Annotated in this window: 16 protein-coding genes; 5 read left to right on the top strand and 11 right to left on the bottom strand. The window is 58.5% G+C overall.

Features of this window, described 5'->3' with window-relative positions; genetic code table 11:
• Positions 1–109: 109 nt before the first annotated feature.
• The 5 genes from ruvC to AC1RS8_RS14045 form a co-directional block, all read right to left on the bottom strand.
• The gene (gene ruvC / locus AC1RS8_RS14065) at positions 110–634 is read right to left on the bottom strand and encodes a crossover junction endodeoxyribonuclease RuvC (protein WP_008015799.1); all 525 of its coding nucleotides are present in this window, start codon (positions 632–634) and stop codon (positions 110–112) included.
• 158 nt (positions 635–792) lie between these two features.
• Positions 793–1539, bottom strand: coding sequence for a YebC/PmpR family DNA-binding transcriptional regulator (locus tag AC1RS8_RS14060; RefSeq protein WP_007995641.1), 747 nt, complete (start codon positions 1537–1539; stop codon positions 793–795).
• Positions 1540–1668: 129 nt separating this feature from the next.
• Positions 1669–3444: an aspartate--tRNA ligase gene (gene aspS, locus AC1RS8_RS14055; protein ID WP_007995642.1), complete on the bottom strand. Its 1776-nt coding sequence runs from the start codon at positions 3442–3444 to the stop codon at positions 1669–1671.
• A 119-nt stretch (positions 3445–3563) separates the two neighbouring features.
• Positions 3564–3785 (bottom strand): FmdB family zinc ribbon protein, encoded by a 222-nt coding sequence (locus AC1RS8_RS14050; protein WP_032829812.1) that lies wholly within the window; start codon positions 3783–3785, stop codon positions 3564–3566.
• Positions 3786–3921: 136 nt separating this feature from the next.
• Positions 3922–4257: a ribbon-helix-helix domain-containing protein gene (locus AC1RS8_RS14045; RefSeq protein WP_090457447.1), complete on the bottom strand. Its 336-nt coding sequence runs from the start codon at positions 4255–4257 to the stop codon at positions 3922–3924.
• A gap of 510 nt (positions 4258–4767) precedes the next feature.
• On the opposite strand from AC1RS8_RS14045, the gene AC1RS8_RS14040 reads away from it, so the two are divergent.
• Complete coding sequence (locus AC1RS8_RS14040) at positions 4768–5370, top strand: cold-shock protein (protein WP_057713515.1); 603 nt, start codon at positions 4768–4770, stop codon at positions 5368–5370.
• A gap of 63 nt (positions 5371–5433) precedes the next feature.
• On the opposite strand, the gene AC1RS8_RS14035 is transcribed toward AC1RS8_RS14040, so the two are convergent.
• Together AC1RS8_RS14035 and AC1RS8_RS14030 are read right to left on the bottom strand one after the other, a co-directional pair.
• Positions 5434–5640, bottom strand: coding sequence for a SlyX family protein (locus AC1RS8_RS14035; protein ID WP_008052459.1), 207 nt, complete (start codon positions 5638–5640; stop codon positions 5434–5436).
• Positions 5641–5643: 3 nt separating this feature from the next.
• On the bottom strand, positions 5644–6069 hold the full coding sequence (locus AC1RS8_RS14030) for an HIT domain-containing protein (protein ID WP_057713514.1): 426 nt from the start codon (positions 6067–6069) through the stop codon (positions 5644–5646).
• 909 nt (positions 6070–6978) lie between these two features.
• Between AC1RS8_RS14030 and AC1RS8_RS14025 the strand changes: the two genes are divergently transcribed.
• Entirely contained in the window at positions 6979–8325 is a 1347-nt protein-coding gene (locus AC1RS8_RS14025) for an OprD family porin (RefSeq protein WP_489339134.1), read from the top strand.
• Positions 8326–8468: 143 nt separating this feature from the next.
• On the opposite strand, the gene AC1RS8_RS14020 is transcribed toward AC1RS8_RS14025, so the two are convergent.
• Together AC1RS8_RS14020 and AC1RS8_RS14015 are read right to left on the bottom strand one after the other, a co-directional pair.
• The gene (locus tag AC1RS8_RS14020) at positions 8469–9311 is read right to left on the bottom strand and encodes a mechanosensitive ion channel family protein (protein WP_057713512.1); all 843 of its coding nucleotides are present in this window, start codon (positions 9309–9311) and stop codon (positions 8469–8471) included.
• A 136-nt stretch (positions 9312–9447) separates the two neighbouring features.
• Positions 9448–9933 (bottom strand): YajQ family cyclic di-GMP-binding protein, encoded by a 486-nt coding sequence (locus AC1RS8_RS14015; protein ID WP_007990750.1) that lies wholly within the window; start codon positions 9931–9933, stop codon positions 9448–9450.
• 135 nt (positions 9934–10068) lie between these two features.
• Between AC1RS8_RS14015 and AC1RS8_RS14010 the strand changes: the two genes are divergently transcribed.
• Genes AC1RS8_RS14010 through AC1RS8_RS14000 form a run of 3 tightly spaced genes read left to right on the top strand, consistent with a single transcriptional unit; the run spans position 10069 to position 13652 of the window.
• Positions 10069–10986 carry a putative 2-dehydropantoate 2-reductase gene (locus AC1RS8_RS14010; protein ID WP_489339135.1) on the top strand — a complete coding sequence of 306 codons (918 nt, stop codon included), beginning with the start codon at positions 10069–10071 and terminating at the stop codon, positions 10984–10986.
• Between the two features lie 45 nt (positions 10987–11031).
• A complete protein-coding gene (locus tag AC1RS8_RS14005; protein ID WP_218494504.1) occupies positions 11032–13068 on the top strand; it encodes a sensor histidine kinase in 2037 nt (678 codons plus the stop codon).
• Between the two features lie 2 nt (positions 13069–13070).
• A complete protein-coding gene (locus tag AC1RS8_RS14000; protein WP_057713510.1) occupies positions 13071–13652 on the top strand; it encodes a cob(I)yrinic acid a,c-diamide adenosyltransferase in 582 nt (193 codons plus the stop codon).
• Between the two features lie 117 nt (positions 13653–13769).
• On the opposite strand, the gene AC1RS8_RS13995 is transcribed toward AC1RS8_RS14000, so the two are convergent.
• Entirely contained in the window at positions 13770–14714 is a 945-nt protein-coding gene (locus AC1RS8_RS13995; RefSeq protein WP_489339136.1) for a Nudix family hydrolase, read from the bottom strand.
• Positions 14711–15343, bottom strand: coding sequence for a glutathione S-transferase family protein (locus AC1RS8_RS13990; protein WP_489339137.1), 633 nt, complete (start codon positions 15341–15343; stop codon positions 14711–14713). The genes AC1RS8_RS13995 and AC1RS8_RS13990 overlap by 4 nt, the downstream gene beginning before the upstream one ends.
• Between the last annotated feature and the right edge of the window lie 142 nt (positions 15344–15485).

Genomic DNA, 15485 nt, shown 5'->3' with positions numbered 1-15485 from the left:
CAAATCCTTGAGCGTTGGCCAGCTCATGGCCAGCGACTGATAGAGCGAGGAATACCGCCGACAACACAGGCGGAATACCCTCACTCCATGAAAATGATTGCTGATGCTATCAGAGACGCAGGCGCCCGCCACGACTGCGTGCAGCTCCCAGACCATGGGGCAACAGACTGGAACGGGTATGAGCGTGGCAGATGGCAATGGCCAGGGCATCCGAAGCATCGATCTGCGGTTTGCTGGTGAGTTTGAGCATGTGCATGACCATCATCTGCACCTGTTCCTTGTTGGCCGCACCGGTACCGACGACCGCCTGCTTGACCTGGGTTGCAGTGTATTCGGCAATTTCCAGGCTTTCCTCGGCTCCCGCCACGATCGCGGCACCACGGGCCTGCCCCAGTTTCAGGGCGGAATCGGCGTTACGGGCCATGAACACCTTTTCGATCCCCATGGTCACCGGGTGGTAAGTCTGAATGATCTCCCGCACCCCGCGGTAGACAATCTGCAGTCGCTCATGCAACTCGCCGGCACCGGTGCGGATACAACCGGAGGCGACGTACTCACAGCCACGGCCGGTATCGCGAACCACACCGTAACCGGTGATGCGCGAACCGGGGTCGATACCAAGAATTAAAGTCATAACGCCTGCGGATAAATTGAAATAACGCGTCGGCCAGAACACCGCACGCTGTAGGAGCGAGCTCGCTCGCGATGGACCTTAACGATAACGCAACGTTTGAAATCAGCGTCGCTCTCAGGTTTATCGCGAGCAAGCTCACTCCTACAAAGACGGCGCTCTCAACCGAGCTGCGCGGCCACCGACTCCGGAATCTCCGCGTTGGAATAGACGTTTTGCACGTCATCCAGGTCTTCGAGCATGTCGATCAGCTTGAGGACTTTCTCGGCGCCTTCCAGATCGAGCTCGGCGCTGGTGGTCGGCAACATGACGATTTCAGCGTCGTCACCCTTGAAGCCCGCCGCTTCCAGTGCGTTACGAACGGAATAGAATCCGGCAAACGAGGTGAAAACGTCGATCGAACCGTCTTCGTTGGTCACCACGTCATCGGCGTCGGCTTCCATGGCGGCTTCCATCAGTGCGTCTTCGTCAACGCCGGCAGCGAAGGAGATCTGCCCCTTGCGCTCGAACAGATAGGCCACCGAACCGTCAGTCCCCAGGTTGCCACCGCACTTGCTGAACGCGTGACGAACAGCGGCTGCGGTGCGATTACGGTTGTCGGTCATGCATTCGACCATCACCGCCACGCCGCCCGGACCGTAACCTTCGTAGGTCAGTTCGACCACGTCGTCCGTGTCGGCAGCGCCGGTTCCGCGGGCGACGGCACGATCGATGATGTCGCGGCTCATGTTCGCACCCAGGGCCTTGTCCAGGGCCAGGCGCAGACGCGGATTGGAGCCTGGATCACCACCACCCTGACGGGCAGCGACGGTCAGCTCACGAATCCACTTGGTGAAGATCTTGCCCCTCTTGGCATCCTGACGTTCTTTGCGGTGCTTGATGTTCGCCCACTTGGAATGACCTGCCATAACTCGCTCCGAATTCTCTTTGAAACATTGCCCGCCGCGCTGCATTGCGCCGGCCGGCAAACAAAAATCTTGAACTGCTCTGCCTATAAAGGAAAGGGCGCATCCACGGATGCGCCCTTCAGGTCAGCCTTACTCGGCCTTAGGCGTTTCGCGCAGACGAATGTGCAGCTCGCGCAATGCCTTGGCATCCACCTGGCCCGGCGCCTGAGTCATGACATCCGCCGCGCTCTGGGTTTTCGGGAAGGCGATCACTTCACGGATCGACTGGGCGCCGGTCATCAGCATGACCAGACGGTCCAGACCGAAGGCCAGGCCACCGTGCGGTGGCGCGCCGTATTTCAGGGCATCGAGCAGGAAGCCGAATTTCTCTTCCTGTTCCGCTTCGTTGATGCCCAACAGACGGAACACCGACTGCTGCATCTCTTTACGGTGGATACGGATCGAACCGCCACCCAGTTCGGTACCGTTCAATACCATGTCGTAGGCACGGGACAGAGCGCCAGCCGGGTTGGCCTCCAGCTCTTGCGGGGTGCACTTCGGCGCGGTGAACGGGTGGTGCAAGGCGGTGAAGCTACCGTCGTCGTTTTCTTCAAACATCGGGAAGTCGACGACCCACATTGGTGCCCACTTGCAGGTCAGCAGGTCCAGGTCGTGGCCGAGCTTGATCCGCAGCGCGCCCAGGGCTTCGCTGACGATCTTCGCCTTGTCGGCGCCGAAGAACACGATATCGCCGTCAACCGCACCGACGCGATCGAGGATCACGTTGAGGTTGTCTTCAGGGATGTTCTTCACGATTGGCGACTGCAGGCCTTCAACGCCCTTGGCACGCTCGTTGACCTTGATGTACGCCAGGCCCTTGGCACCGTAGATGCCGACGAACTTGGTGTAGTCGTCGATCTGCTTGCGCGGCATGCTCGCCCCGCCCGGGACGCGCAAGGCGGCGATACGGCATTTCGGGTCGTTGGCCGGGCCGCTGAACACCTTGAAGTCGACTTCCTTGAGCTGATCGGCCACGTCCACCAGTTCCAGCGGGTTACGCAGGTCTGGCTTGTCGGAACCGTAGCGGCGCATGGCTTCTTCGAAGGTCATGTGCGGGAACTCGCCGAATTCCAGGCCCAGCACTTCCTTGAACAGGTTGCGGATCATTTGCTCGGTCAGGCCCATGATCTCTTTTTCATCGAGGAAGCTGGTCTCGATGTCGATCTGGGTGAATTCCGGCTGACGGTCGGCACGCAGGTCTTCGTCACGGAAGCACTTGGCGATCTGGTAGTAACGGTCGAAGCCGGCCACCATCAGCAGTTGCTTGAACAGCTGCGGCGATTGCGGCAAGGCGAAGAACGAACCGGCATGAGTACGGCTCGGCACCAGGTAGTCGCGTGCGCCTTCCGGGGTGGCACGGGTCAGGATCGGCGTCTCGACGTCGAGGAAGCCGTTCTCGTCCAGGAAGCGGCGGATGCTTGTGGTCATGCGCGAGCGCAGACGCAGCTTCTCGGCCATTTCCGGGCGACGCAGGTCGAGGAAGCGATATCGCAGGCGGGTTTCTTCGCCGACGTCGGAGAACTCGTTCAGCGGGAACGGCGGGGTTTCCGACTCGTTCAGCACTTCCAGCTCGTAACCCAGGACTTCGATCATGCCCGACGCCATGTTGGCGTTGGTCGCGCCGGCCGGACGCAGGCGAACCTTGCCGGTGATCTTCACGACGTACTCGCTGCGCACGCGATCGGCAGCGGCGAAGGTTTCAGCACGGTCAGGATCGAACACGACCTGGGCCAGACCATCACGATCACGGATATCGAGGAAAATCACCCCACCGTGGTCACGGCGACGGTGGACCCATCCGCAAAGGGTAATTTCCTGGCCGTCCAGGCTTTCGTTCAGTTGGCCGCAATAATGGCTGCGCATCATGGTCGTGGTTTCACTTCTCGTAATTCGAAATTCGGTGGAGATCCTACAGCAGCCCCGCCTTTAAAAAAGTCGTCGGGTGATGCAAGAGCACGCGTGTCGTTCAACTCAGGTTCCAGACCTTAGTCAGCTTTGTCGCCGCCGGCCAGGTTCTTCTTGGAACCGGTCTTGAAATCGGTTTCGTACCAACCCGTGCCGCTGAGGCGGAAGCCCGGCATGGACAGCAACTTTTTAAGCTCTGGCGCCTGACAGGCAGGGCAGTCGACCAGCGGTGCATCGCTGATCTTTTGAATGGCTTCCAACTGATGACCACAGGAAGCACATTGATAATCGTACATCGGCATGGAGGTTGTCTCGGCGATCAGATTGCTACCGTAAACGCAGGGTTTTGCGGCAAAGAGCGGGATTATATCCATTAAATGCGGCCTGTGCAGCCGTAAGACTGCACAGACCGACACTCTGCTGTTTTCGCCGCCCAGACTAGGCCGTGGCGATGCAACCCCCTTCCTTGAGACTGTGCACGACACAGACAACCCGCACCAATCCACTGAAGTTCCTCACCCCGCCGTGACGCAAGTGAACTTCGCGATCCACATGAGACAACAGGTTGTTGACCGAGCAACCATTGACCCGGGCCATCTCCCCCAAAATATCCCAATAAACCTGCTCGAGCCGCAAACAGGTGGCGAAGCCATTCAATCGCACGGAGCGGGACAAGGGCTGCGCCAGCCCCATATCGAACTCGCGAACAAACGGATCAACCTTTACATCCTTGTGCGAACCGTATCGCCCCTCTTCCTGCCTTTCATAAACCATAACGCTGACACTCCTTTGCCATCCTGGTTTCTTTAAGCGCAACTGTGTGTCGACTTATAAAAACGCAGTGCAAAGGTCTTTTCCAGCCGACTTTATGACCCTCGACGCAGGATAAGCCAACAACGTTTGGCAGACCCTGGAGAGCATCCTACTCCGGACATTTTCCCACGCAGCGAAGCGATACCCCCTTCAGAAGCACCTAATGGAATGGCGTAGGAAAGAAGAGCGCGTACAACACTTCAAGGCGCCTGACAAAACCCGCCGTCGTACCGCAGCCCCGGAACTTCGGGCAACCCGCGGCTAATCCCCCCAAAAGAGCCGCCGGACGCCCTGATTTGAGTAGCCTGCGGCTTTGCTGTTAAATAGACAGTGTGTCGCCAGTGCCCATTTTTTCCGGGTACGGCGCATAGGCTGATACCGGGTACGTGTCCAACGCCTCTTTATTATCTTGAAGCGAACCGTGCGCCATCAGCTCTTCCTTGTGAGCTGTCTTAACGTGAGTTAATCAAAATGTTGAAAATCGTCCATCTGTTGATAGGCGCAGCGGCCTTGCTGCTGTCCTTCATCCCTAGCCTGCAATCCGAAGCCTTACCTTACCTGCAACAACCCGACGCGCTGTACCTGGCCTTTTTCGGCCTGCTCAACCTCACACTTGCGCCTGTCATCCCTTACTGGAACAAAGGCCCGCGTCACCAACTGCAAAACCTGGTCAGCGCCCTGCTGGTTCTGAGCGTGGTCCTGCAGACCCTGACGCTGATCGCACCGATGCCCGTCATCGCCGGTCAACCCGCTGTATTGTTCAGCCTGGTCGCAGCCCTGATCGCCGTTACCCTGCACCTGGGCATCAGCTTCTACAAGTCGTCACCAGCCGCCACCTCGCCAAGCTACGACATGAGCAACCGCGATACCGGCACCGTCAAGTGGTTCAACACATCCAAAGGCTTCGGCTTTATCTCCCGCGACTCCGGTGACGATATCTTCGTCCACTTCCGGGCCATTCGCGGTGAAGGCCACCGTGTCCTGGTCGAAGGCCAGCGCGTGGAGTTCTCCGTCATGAATCGTGACAAGGGCCTGCAAGCCGAAGATGTGATCGCCGCACTGCCGCGCCGCTGATTCAAGGCTAAAAAAACCGCGCACAGCTGAGCTGTCCGCGGTTTTTTCATGCCTGCGACGCTCTTAATAGTGCGGCGGCGGCGCCTCTTCTTCGAATGACTCGAACTGCCCGACCATTTCCTCCTGCCGCTTGAGCAGCGCAGCCATTTGCAGCTGCAGGCGCTCGACCACCCGCTGCTGCGCCACCAGCACATCGTTCAACGCCTGGATGGTGTCATCCTGAAACGCCAGACGGCTTTCAAGCTCGGTAACGCGCTCTTCCAGGCTCATGCTTCAGCCCTCCAGAAACGTAAATTCATCGGTCAAAATCAAGCGCAAACGTTCGCGAATCGCGGCGATCTGCTCCGAACTGTAGGGTTTCGCCGGATGCTTACCCCAAACCGGCGCTGGCCAGGCGGCATCTTCGCGCTTGCGCACAATCACATGCATGTGCAACTGACTCACGACATTGCCCAGCGCCGCCACATTCAACTTGTCCGCATCGAACGCGTCCTTGAGCACTTGCGACAGCACTGTTGTTTCCTGCCAAAGCTGTTGTTGCTCTAGGACATCTAACTGAAATATCTCGCTGATAGCCTCGCGACGAGGTACCAGGATGAACCAGGGATAGTTCGAATCGTTGGACAGCAGCAACCGGCAGAGCGGAAAGTCCCCGATCGGTAACGTGTCTTGTTGAAGTCGTGGATCTAAAGTGAACACTGCGCGTACTCCCGCCGGGCCATCATTTTTCAGCTTAGCGCCCATCCAGAGGGACAGCGCACCAAGCGACCGGACGGCAGCATACCTGCGAACGGCGCAGGCTTCACGGCGAACCTTGCATCGAAGCCACGAGCGCCAGTGGAAAGCTGACAGCCGCCCCCGAATGGGACAATTTTCGCTGCCGCGCACCTTTACAGAACCGAACGACAGGCAACAAACGTCGAAATGACTGATCAACAAGGAAAAGTTCGCTACAGGCAAGCGGCCAACAGAGATGAATTCAGTACAGGGCTAAAATTTTTTGCACCAAAACCGCACAGTGGGTCTACGCTGAACGCTTCGACATCCGCCATTTACTCAGTGGTGGGGTGAACCGGTAACATTTTTGGTTGCCAGACTGTCGACCAGAAGGCCGAAACATGATGTCAGGCAAGGCGTCAAGCCCAAACTAAAAGCGCTTGAACCCCCCGGTTTTATGAGGTTTTTACAGCACCTGGCAGTCAATTATAAAATAATCGTGAAAAAACACGATTTTGTGCACGCTTGTTGCATTCATACCCAACATCGCCCGAGTCGCACCCGCTGGAAGCGGAGGCCCTCAGGCAAAAAAAACAGTGGCAAGGTAGCCCGATGGAGATTCAAACGTTTCACCAGGACTCTTTTTACCGACGACAAGGCGCAAAAAACAGCATTAAAGTTGTCCGCCCGGTTGCGTCGGAGCTGGAAATTTGCGACATCTACCACGCTGTTTGCGACAGGGTCGTAAAGAAGGCGAAAGGTTAGATGCGCAAGTATCGCCAACATTGTCGGCGTGATATAAGTTTGCGCCGACACAAAAAGAAAGAGCCGCCCAGATAATAAAACAGGTGGGACGGCAGTACTCTTCTAAAACCAAAGGAGCAAATCACGATGCGCGTGATGAAGTGGAGCATGATCGCACTGGCAGTTGCAGCAGCAGCCAGTACCCAATTGGCTACGGCCGCCCCTTTCGTAAGTGACCAGGCTGAAGCCAAAGGTTTTGTTGAAGACAGCACGCTGAACTTGCTGGTTCGCAACTACTACTTCAACCGTGATAACAAAGACGGTGCCCGTGACCAGAAAGACTGGACCCAGGGCATCTGGGCTAACTACAGCTCCGGTTACACCCAAGGCCTGATCGGTGTCGGCGTTGATGCGTACGGTTACCTGGCAATCAAGCTGGACGGTGGTGACGGCACTAGCGGTAGCGGCAACATGAGCCGTAGCGACACCGTTAACGCCAACGGTTCTCGCGATGTCAACGACAGCCAGGGTAAAGCCGGTGGCGCCGTTAAATTCCGCGTTTCCAAAACCGAGCTGAAAGTCGGCGACATGCAGCCAAGCACTTCCCCAGTGTTCGCTGTGGGCGGCTCCCGTATCCTGCCGCAAACTGCCAGCGGTATCCAACTGCAGAGCAGCGAGATCAAAGACCTTGACCTCGAGGCCGGTCACTTCTACTCGGGTAGCAGCCAGGACAAAAACGCCCGTGACGGCGACCTGTTTGCAAACTACGCCGGCGTTTCCGCCAACAAGATCGACTACTTCGGCGGCAAGTACGGTTTCACCGAAAACCTGAGCGCATCGCTGTACGGCGCCAAGCTGGAAGACATCTGGAACCAGTACTACGCCAACCTGAACTACACCATCCCGTTCACCGACTCCGAGTCGCTGAACCTGGACGGTAACATCTACAACACCAAAGACACTGGCGATGCCAAAGTCGGCGATATCAGCAACACCACGTTCTCCCTGGCGGCTGCTTTCTCGTTCCTGAAAGCACACACCATTACCCTGGGCTTCCAGAAGGTCAACGGTGACACTCCGTTCGACTACATCGGTATTGGCAAGAACAACCGCGGCGGTGACTCGATCTTCCTCGCCAACTCCATCCAGTACTCTGACTTCAACGCTCCGAACGAGAAGTCTGCCCAGGTTCGTTACGACCTGAAAATGGCCGAGTACGGCGTTCCAGGTCTGAGCTTCATGACCCGTTACGTTAAAGGTTGGGACATCGACGGCACCAACACTCCAGCCAACAGCGCTTACGCTGGTCTGTACGGTGCAGATGGCAAGCACAACGAAACCAACTTCGAAGCCAAGTACGTTGTTCAGACTGGCCCGGCAAAAGACCTGTCCTTCCGTATTCGTCAGGCATGGCACTTCGCTAACGCCGACCAAGGCGAAGGCGACGTGAAAGAGTTCCGTTTCATCGTCGACTACCCGCTGTCGGTTTTGTAATCGCATCCAGTTAGTTTGCGGTAACAAAACAAAAGGCCCATCTTCGGATGGGCCTTTTTGTTGGCTGTCGCTTGACTGCTTTAACGACCTGCCCCTTACAGAAAATGCCTGACCAAAGAGTCAGACATTGTTCAAATGACCTGTCACTGCACCGCAGACTCCTGAACCACACGAATAACCCGCTGTGGAAATGGAATATCAATGCCGGCCTCTCTCAGGCGATCACGGGATAGTTCGTTGAACATGAACAACACATCCCAGTAATCGGCAGTCTTTACCCAGACACGAAGCGAAAGCGTGATCGAACTGTCACCCAGGGTAGAAACAACTGCCTGTGGTTCCGGATCTGTCAATACTCGCGGGTCCCTGGCCAATTCCAGTAAAACTTCACGGGCTTTCTGAAGGTCCGCTTCGTAATCAACGCCTACATCAAATACGACTTTACGAGTCGGCTGACGGTTTGTGTTAGTGATGATGCCATTCGACAGATTGCCGTTCGGCACGATGATGGTCTTGTTGTCACCAGTACGCAGTACGGTATGGAAAATCTGGATGCTGTCGACAGTACCGGCGATACCCTGAGCCTCGATCCAGTCGCCGATGCGAAACGGACGGAACAGCAAAATCAGCACGCCACCGGCGAAGTTCGCCAGGCTGCCCTGCAAGGCCAGGCCAATGGCCAGGCCTGCCGCACCAATCGCCGCCACAAACGAAGTGGTTTCCACACCGATCATCGAGGCCACGCTGACGACCAGCAGGATCTTGAGGATGATGTTCGCCAGACTGCTGATAAAGCCTTGCAGCGCCAGGTCGGCATTACGTAATGCAATCAGGCCGCCGAGCTTTTTCGTGACCTTGTTGATCAGCCACCAGCCGATGGCCAGGGTGATGACCGCCAGCAGTACACGGCTGCCGTATTCCATGATCATCGGGATCCAGCTTTGGGATACCTTGACCAGATTGTCTACCTCGGCATTTAAGTCCATCTACATTCTCCTGTTTTCCGGCTACCCGGCATGCGTAAAAAAGCGGCAGAAAGATCTAACCGCGACGGGCTCAATCGTTTCTGCCGTTGCTGGGGTCTGCGACGTCGCAAACGCCAGGAGGTTCCCGCTTTCAAGATCAGTCGCGGAAGTTGTTGAACTGCAGCGGCATACCGAATTCCTTGGCCCGCAGCACTGCAATGGCTTCTTGCAGGTCATCACGCTTTTTGCCGGTGATGCGAACCTGCTCGCCCTGAATGGCCGCCTGGACCTTGAGCTTGGCGTCTTTGACATGAGCGACGATTTTCTTTGCCAGCTCCTTGTCGATGCCTTCCTTGAGGACGGCGTCCTGCTTCATCAGCTTGCCCGACGCGAACGCGTCCTTGACTTCAAGGCACTGCACGTCGATTTTGCGCTTGACCAGCGCCAGCTTGAGGATCTCAATCATCGCTTCGAGCTGGAAATCCGCTTCGGCGGTCAGGTTGACGGTCAGGTCTTTTTCCTTGAACTCGAAGCTGCCTTTGCCTTTCAGGTCATAACGACGATCGAGTTCCTTGACGGCGTTCTCGACCGCGTTGGTGACTTCGTGTTTGTCCAGTTCGGATACCACGTCGAACGACGGCATGTAATCTCTCCAAATTTAAAGGCGCACTGATGGAGCACGCCTGGCTTGCGGTTAAAATCCGCGCTGATTATAACGGGTCTTTCCCATCATTCACTGCGAGCTGCCGATGCACGCCTTAAACAGAGCAAAAAGCTGATGTCCACCACCTGGCATGTACTGGGCGCTGGCAGCCTCGGCACATTATGGACGACACGTCTGGCACGGGCTGGAATGCCGGTCAGGCTGATCCTGCGGGACACCGCGAGACTGCAGGCCTATGAGGCGGCCGGTGGATTGACACTGGTGGAACACGGCGAGGCGCAACACTATGCCGTGCCCGCCGAGACAGCCGACAACCCGCAACCGATCCACCGCCTGCTGGTGGCGTGCAAAGCCTACGATACCGAAAGTGCGGTGGCTCAATTGGCGCCACGCCTGGCCCCAGGCGCCGAACTGATCCTGCTGCAAAATGGCCTGGGCAGTCAGGACGCGGTAGCCGCACAGGTTCCTCAGGCACGCTGCATCTATGCCTCGAGCACAGAAGGCGCCTTCCGCGATGGCGATTGGCGCGTGGTGTTTGCCGGGCATGGCTTCACCTGGCTGGGAGATGCGAGCCATCCGGTGGCGCCGATCTGGCTTGATGACCTGAGCGCTGCCGGCATTCCCCACGAGTGGAGCACGGAGATTCTGACCAGGCTGTGGCGCAAACTCGCCCTCAACTGTGCGATCAATCCGCTGACGGTGCTGCACGATTGCCGCAACGGCGGTTTGCAGCAACATCAATGTGAGGTCGCCACCCTGTGCGGCGAACTGGCGGAGTTGCTTGAGCGTTGTGGTCAGCCGGCAGCCGCCGAAAACCTGCAGCAGGAAGTCGAACGAGTGATTCACGCCACCGCAGCCAACTACTCCTCGATGCATCAGGACGTCACGAGCCAGCGCCGCACGGAAATCAGCTACCTGCTCGGTTACGCCTGCAAAGTGGCCGGGCGTCATCAACTGAACCTGCCTCACCTCAATCAACTTGAGACAAGGTTGATCGCTCGCCTGCAAAGCCTTGGATTGCCCAGCGACTGAGCAGCGGCTACGCTGGCCACTTGTTCCTTGTCTGCGATGAATCCGATGCCATTGCGCCAGCGCCTTGAAAACCTGCCCGTCGGCCAGAAACTGCTGGCCGCCCTGCTGGTACTGATGGTCACCGTCCTGCTGGTTGCCAACCTGACCTTTATCAGTGCCGCCTACTACATCTCCCAGGAAAGCATGGCGCCCCAGGCTCTGCAGACCATCGGCCGCCTGATATCCAACCCGAGCCTGGCCTCCGAAGCGCTGGCGTCACCGCAAAGCGCCGAGCGCCTGCTCAATGAACTCAACAGCTATTCGCCGTTGCGCGCGGCGGCCCTGTATGACGGAAAGGGTGAGCGATTGGCGCAATTGCAGCATGGCGACAACCTAGAACTGCCGAAGCGTTTCCGGCATATCGAAGACTGGCAGGCCACCGAGTTTCGTACCAACCAGGTCATCCCCCTGGCCCGCACCGGTGCGGCACCAGGGCACCTGTTGTTGGTGGCCACGAGCGAACTGCCAGTGGCGTTCTACACCGGGACCCTGACGGCCAGCCTGGGGATTCTGATCTTCAGCGTGCTGCTGTGGCTGATCATTGCCCGCCAGATCAAGCGCTTGATTACCCGGCCGATCCACCAACTCGAGGAATTGTCCCGGCAGGTAACCCGTGAAGAAAACTATGCACTGCGTGCTTCGCGCGGAAACCACGATGAAATCGGCAGCCTCGCCGAGGCGTTCAATACCATGCTTTCGCGGATCGAGGCCAGGGAGCAGCAACTCAAGCGGGCCAGGGACGACTCCCAGGCAGCCTACGACCAGGCCCAGGGTCTGGCAGAGGAAACCCGCCATACCAACCGCAAACTGGAGCTCGAAGTCCAGGTGCGCAGCAAGATCGAGAAAAAGCTCACCGGTTTCCAGAACTACCTCAACAGCATCATCGACTCCATGCCGTCGGCGCTGATCGCACTCGACGAACAGCTCTACGTGACGCAATGGAACCAGGAGGCCAGTGCCCTGTCCGGCACGCGTCTCGATGAAGCCCTGAACCAGCCTATCTTCCTCGCCTTCGAACCGCTCAAGCCGTTCTTGCCGCAACTCAAGGAAACGGTCGAGCAGCATACGGTGGCCAAGATCGAACGTGTCACCTGGCTCAAGGACGATGAGCCCCGCCACTACGCCCTGACTTTCTACCCGCTGATGGGCGGTGCCGGGCGTGGCGTGGTAATCCGGATCGATGACATCACCCAGCGCCTGTCCCTGGAAGAGATGATGGTGCAGTCGGAGAAAATGCTTTCGGTGGGTGGTCTGGCCGCCGGCATGGCCCATGAGATCAACAACCCGCTGGGCGCGATCCTGCACAACGTGCAAAACATTCGCCGACGCCTGTCACCCGATTTGCCGAAGAACCTCGAAGTGGCTGAACAGGCCGGCATCGAACTGACGACGGTCAACCAGTACCTGCAAGTTCGCGAGGTGCCACAGTTGCTCGACGGCATCCAGCAGGCAGGTGCCCGGGCGGCGAAAATCGTCACCCACATGCTCAGCTTCAGTCGTCGCAGCACCCGCCAGATGGCCCCCTGCGACCTGCCCGCCCTGATCGACCAGGCAGTGGAGATCGCCGGTAACGATTTCGACCTGGCAATCGGCTTCGACTTCAAGGGCCAGGCCATCATTCGTCAGTTCGATCCCGCGCTGGGACCGGTCCCCGGCACCGCCAACGAACTGGAGCAAGTGCTGCTCAACCTGTTGAAAAACGCTGCGCAAGCCATCCACCAGCGCGAAGATGACAGCGAGCCTGGACGGATCATTCTGCGCACCAGGCTCAATCCGCCATGGGCGGAAATTCAGGTCGAGGACAACGGCATCGGCATGAGCGAAAGCGTGCGCAAACGGACCTTCGAACCATTCTTCACCACCAAGGAAATCGGCCAGGGCACCGGGCTTGGCCTGTCGGTGTCGTACTTCATCGTCACCAATAACCACAAAGGGCAGATGGAAGTGCAATCGACGCTTGGCCAAGGCACCTGCTTCACCTTGCGCCTGCCCCTGGCGAGCACGCCGCCTGTCTCGCAACAACTCAATCTGCTATCGAGGTAACCATGGGCTTTCGTTTGTCGAAGATTTACACCCGCACTGGCGACAAAGGCGAGACCGGGCTGGGCGATGGTCGTCGCGTGCCCAAGGATCACCCGCGGATCGAGGCCATTGGCGAAGTCGATACGCTGAACAGTCAGGTGGGCGTGTTGCTGGCCGGGTTGGCAGCGCAAACGGGTCAGTTTCCGGACCTGAACGAAGTGATCGAGGTATTGGCCCCCTGCCAGCATCGGTTATTTGATCTGGGTGGCGAACTGGCGATGCCGGTGTATCAGGCGTTGAATGCAGCGGAAATCGAACGACTGGAAGCGGCGATTGATCTGTGGAATGAAGAGCTGGGGCCGCTGGAAAACTTCATCTTGCCCGGCGGCTCGACGCTGATTGCCCAGGCCCATGTCTGCCGCAGCCTGGCGCGCAGCGCAGAACGGCGATGTCAGCAGCTCAACGCGATTGAACCGTTGGCCGGGGTTGGCCTGGCGTACATCAATCGGTTGTCGGATTTGTTGTTTGTGGTGGCGCGGCTGATTGCCAAGCGTCAGGGAGTGGCGGAGATACTTTGGCAGCCTGCGGCGAAGCCTGAGGTTTAATCGGCGCCTGCCAGGCCCTCATCGCGAGCAAGCTCGCTCCCACAGTGGACTTGTGGCGTTCACAAAACCTGTGGGAGCGAGCTTGCTCGCGATGGCGTCAGAAGCTACAGCACAGAATCAGGCCTCAGGCCAAAACGCCCGAATCCCCGCCACACCCTGCGCACCCGTCGCCCAGGCTTTCTCGACTTCAGCCGGACCGACCCCGCCAAGCAGGAACACCGGCTTGCTGAAGCCCTCGATCAGGCTCGATGCCTGCTCCCAACCCAACGGCTCGGCACCAGGGTGAGTCAGGGTCGGTTGAACCGGCGACAGGGTCACGAAATCCACCCCCATCTGTTCGGCCAGCGCCAACTCTTCAGCGTTATGGCAAGACGCCGCCAGCCAGCGCGATGCCGGTAGCGGTCGGCCAGCCGCTGCGTATTTGCGCAGTTGCGCCGCGGTAATGTGCCAACCGGCGGACGGGAAGTCGCCCAGCCATTCGAACGGCCCCTTGATCATCAATTGCGCCTTGCCGGCACACAACCCCACAGCATCCACTGCCAGGTCGCGGTATTTCGGGTCGTAGCCGTTCGGTGCACGCAACTGGATCAGCTTGACGCCGCCGGCAATGGCCTTCTGAATACCACGCAGCAACGCGGGGGTTTCCAGGTCTTCCGGGGTGATCAAGTACTGCTCGGGTAACCGTGCGGCCGCGACGATCGGCCGGTTGGCTTCAGGGAACTCATAATCCGACAGGTCGCGGGGTGTCACCCAGGCCAGCGGTTGTCCCTCGGCACCGTGGGGCTCGCCGCTAAACGCCGAGACTTCCCAGACATCCAGCAACACCTGCTTGTCCGGGTAATCGTGCCGGACCTTGATCAGCGGGCGCGCCGCGCCGACCACGATGCCCAGTTCCTCATGGAGTTCGCGGGCCAGTGCGGTTTCGACCGACTCGTCGGCCTCGACCTTGCCCCCGGGAAACTCCCACAGGCCACCCTGGTGCTGGGTATCGGCACGGCGGGCGATAAGGATCTTGCCGTTGTTATCACGGATAACGGCGGCGGCTACATGAACTCGTTTCACCGCTCGATTTCCTCCAGTCCGGCCTTCTGCCAGGCCTTGAACGCTGGCCATTGGTAGAGGGTTTCAACATAGGCTTCATCAGCCGCGGACAGTTTCACCCGATAGGTGCGCAGGCGCACGGCGATGGGTGCAAAGAACGCGTCGGCCAACGTGATGCGGCCAAACAAGTACGGACCGCTCTCGGTCGCAGCGACACGACACTCGGCCCACAACGCTGACATGCGCTCGATGTCCGCCTGGACATCGGCCGGGACCGGCGACAGCGCTGCGTCATGGCTCAGGTCGAACGGCATGTTGCCGCGCATGGCGAAAAAGCCACTGTGCATCTGCGCGCACGCCGAACGCGCCTGGGCACGGGCGGCGGTGTCTTTGGGCCACAGGTTCGCGTCGGGAAACTGTTCTGCCAGGTATTCAGCAATCGCCAGGGAGTCGGCGATGGTACCGTGTTCGGTTTTCAGCAGCGGGACCTTGCCGGTCGGAGAATGCTTGAGCAGACACTCGCGGGTGTCCGGCTGGTTCAGTTTGATCAGTTCTTCGGTGTAGGAGGCGCCAGCCAGATCGAGGGCCAGAGCCCCGCGCAGGGACCAGGAGGAATGCAGTTTGTCGCCGATGATCAGGTGCAGGCTCATGTTCGGGACCTTTGGGATGAGGGAGACAGGCCAGTCTAGCTAGCGACTGACAGATCGCCATCGCGAGCAGGCTCGCTCCCACAGTGGTTCGAGGTGTACACAAATCCAATGTGGGAGCGAGCCTGCTCGCGATAGGGGCGAC

This window comes from Pseudomonas sp. GW821-FHT12A04 (assembly GCF_058807755.1).
Note: the sequence above shows the minus strand (reverse complement) of the source record. Positions and strands in the feature narration are given on the sequence as shown.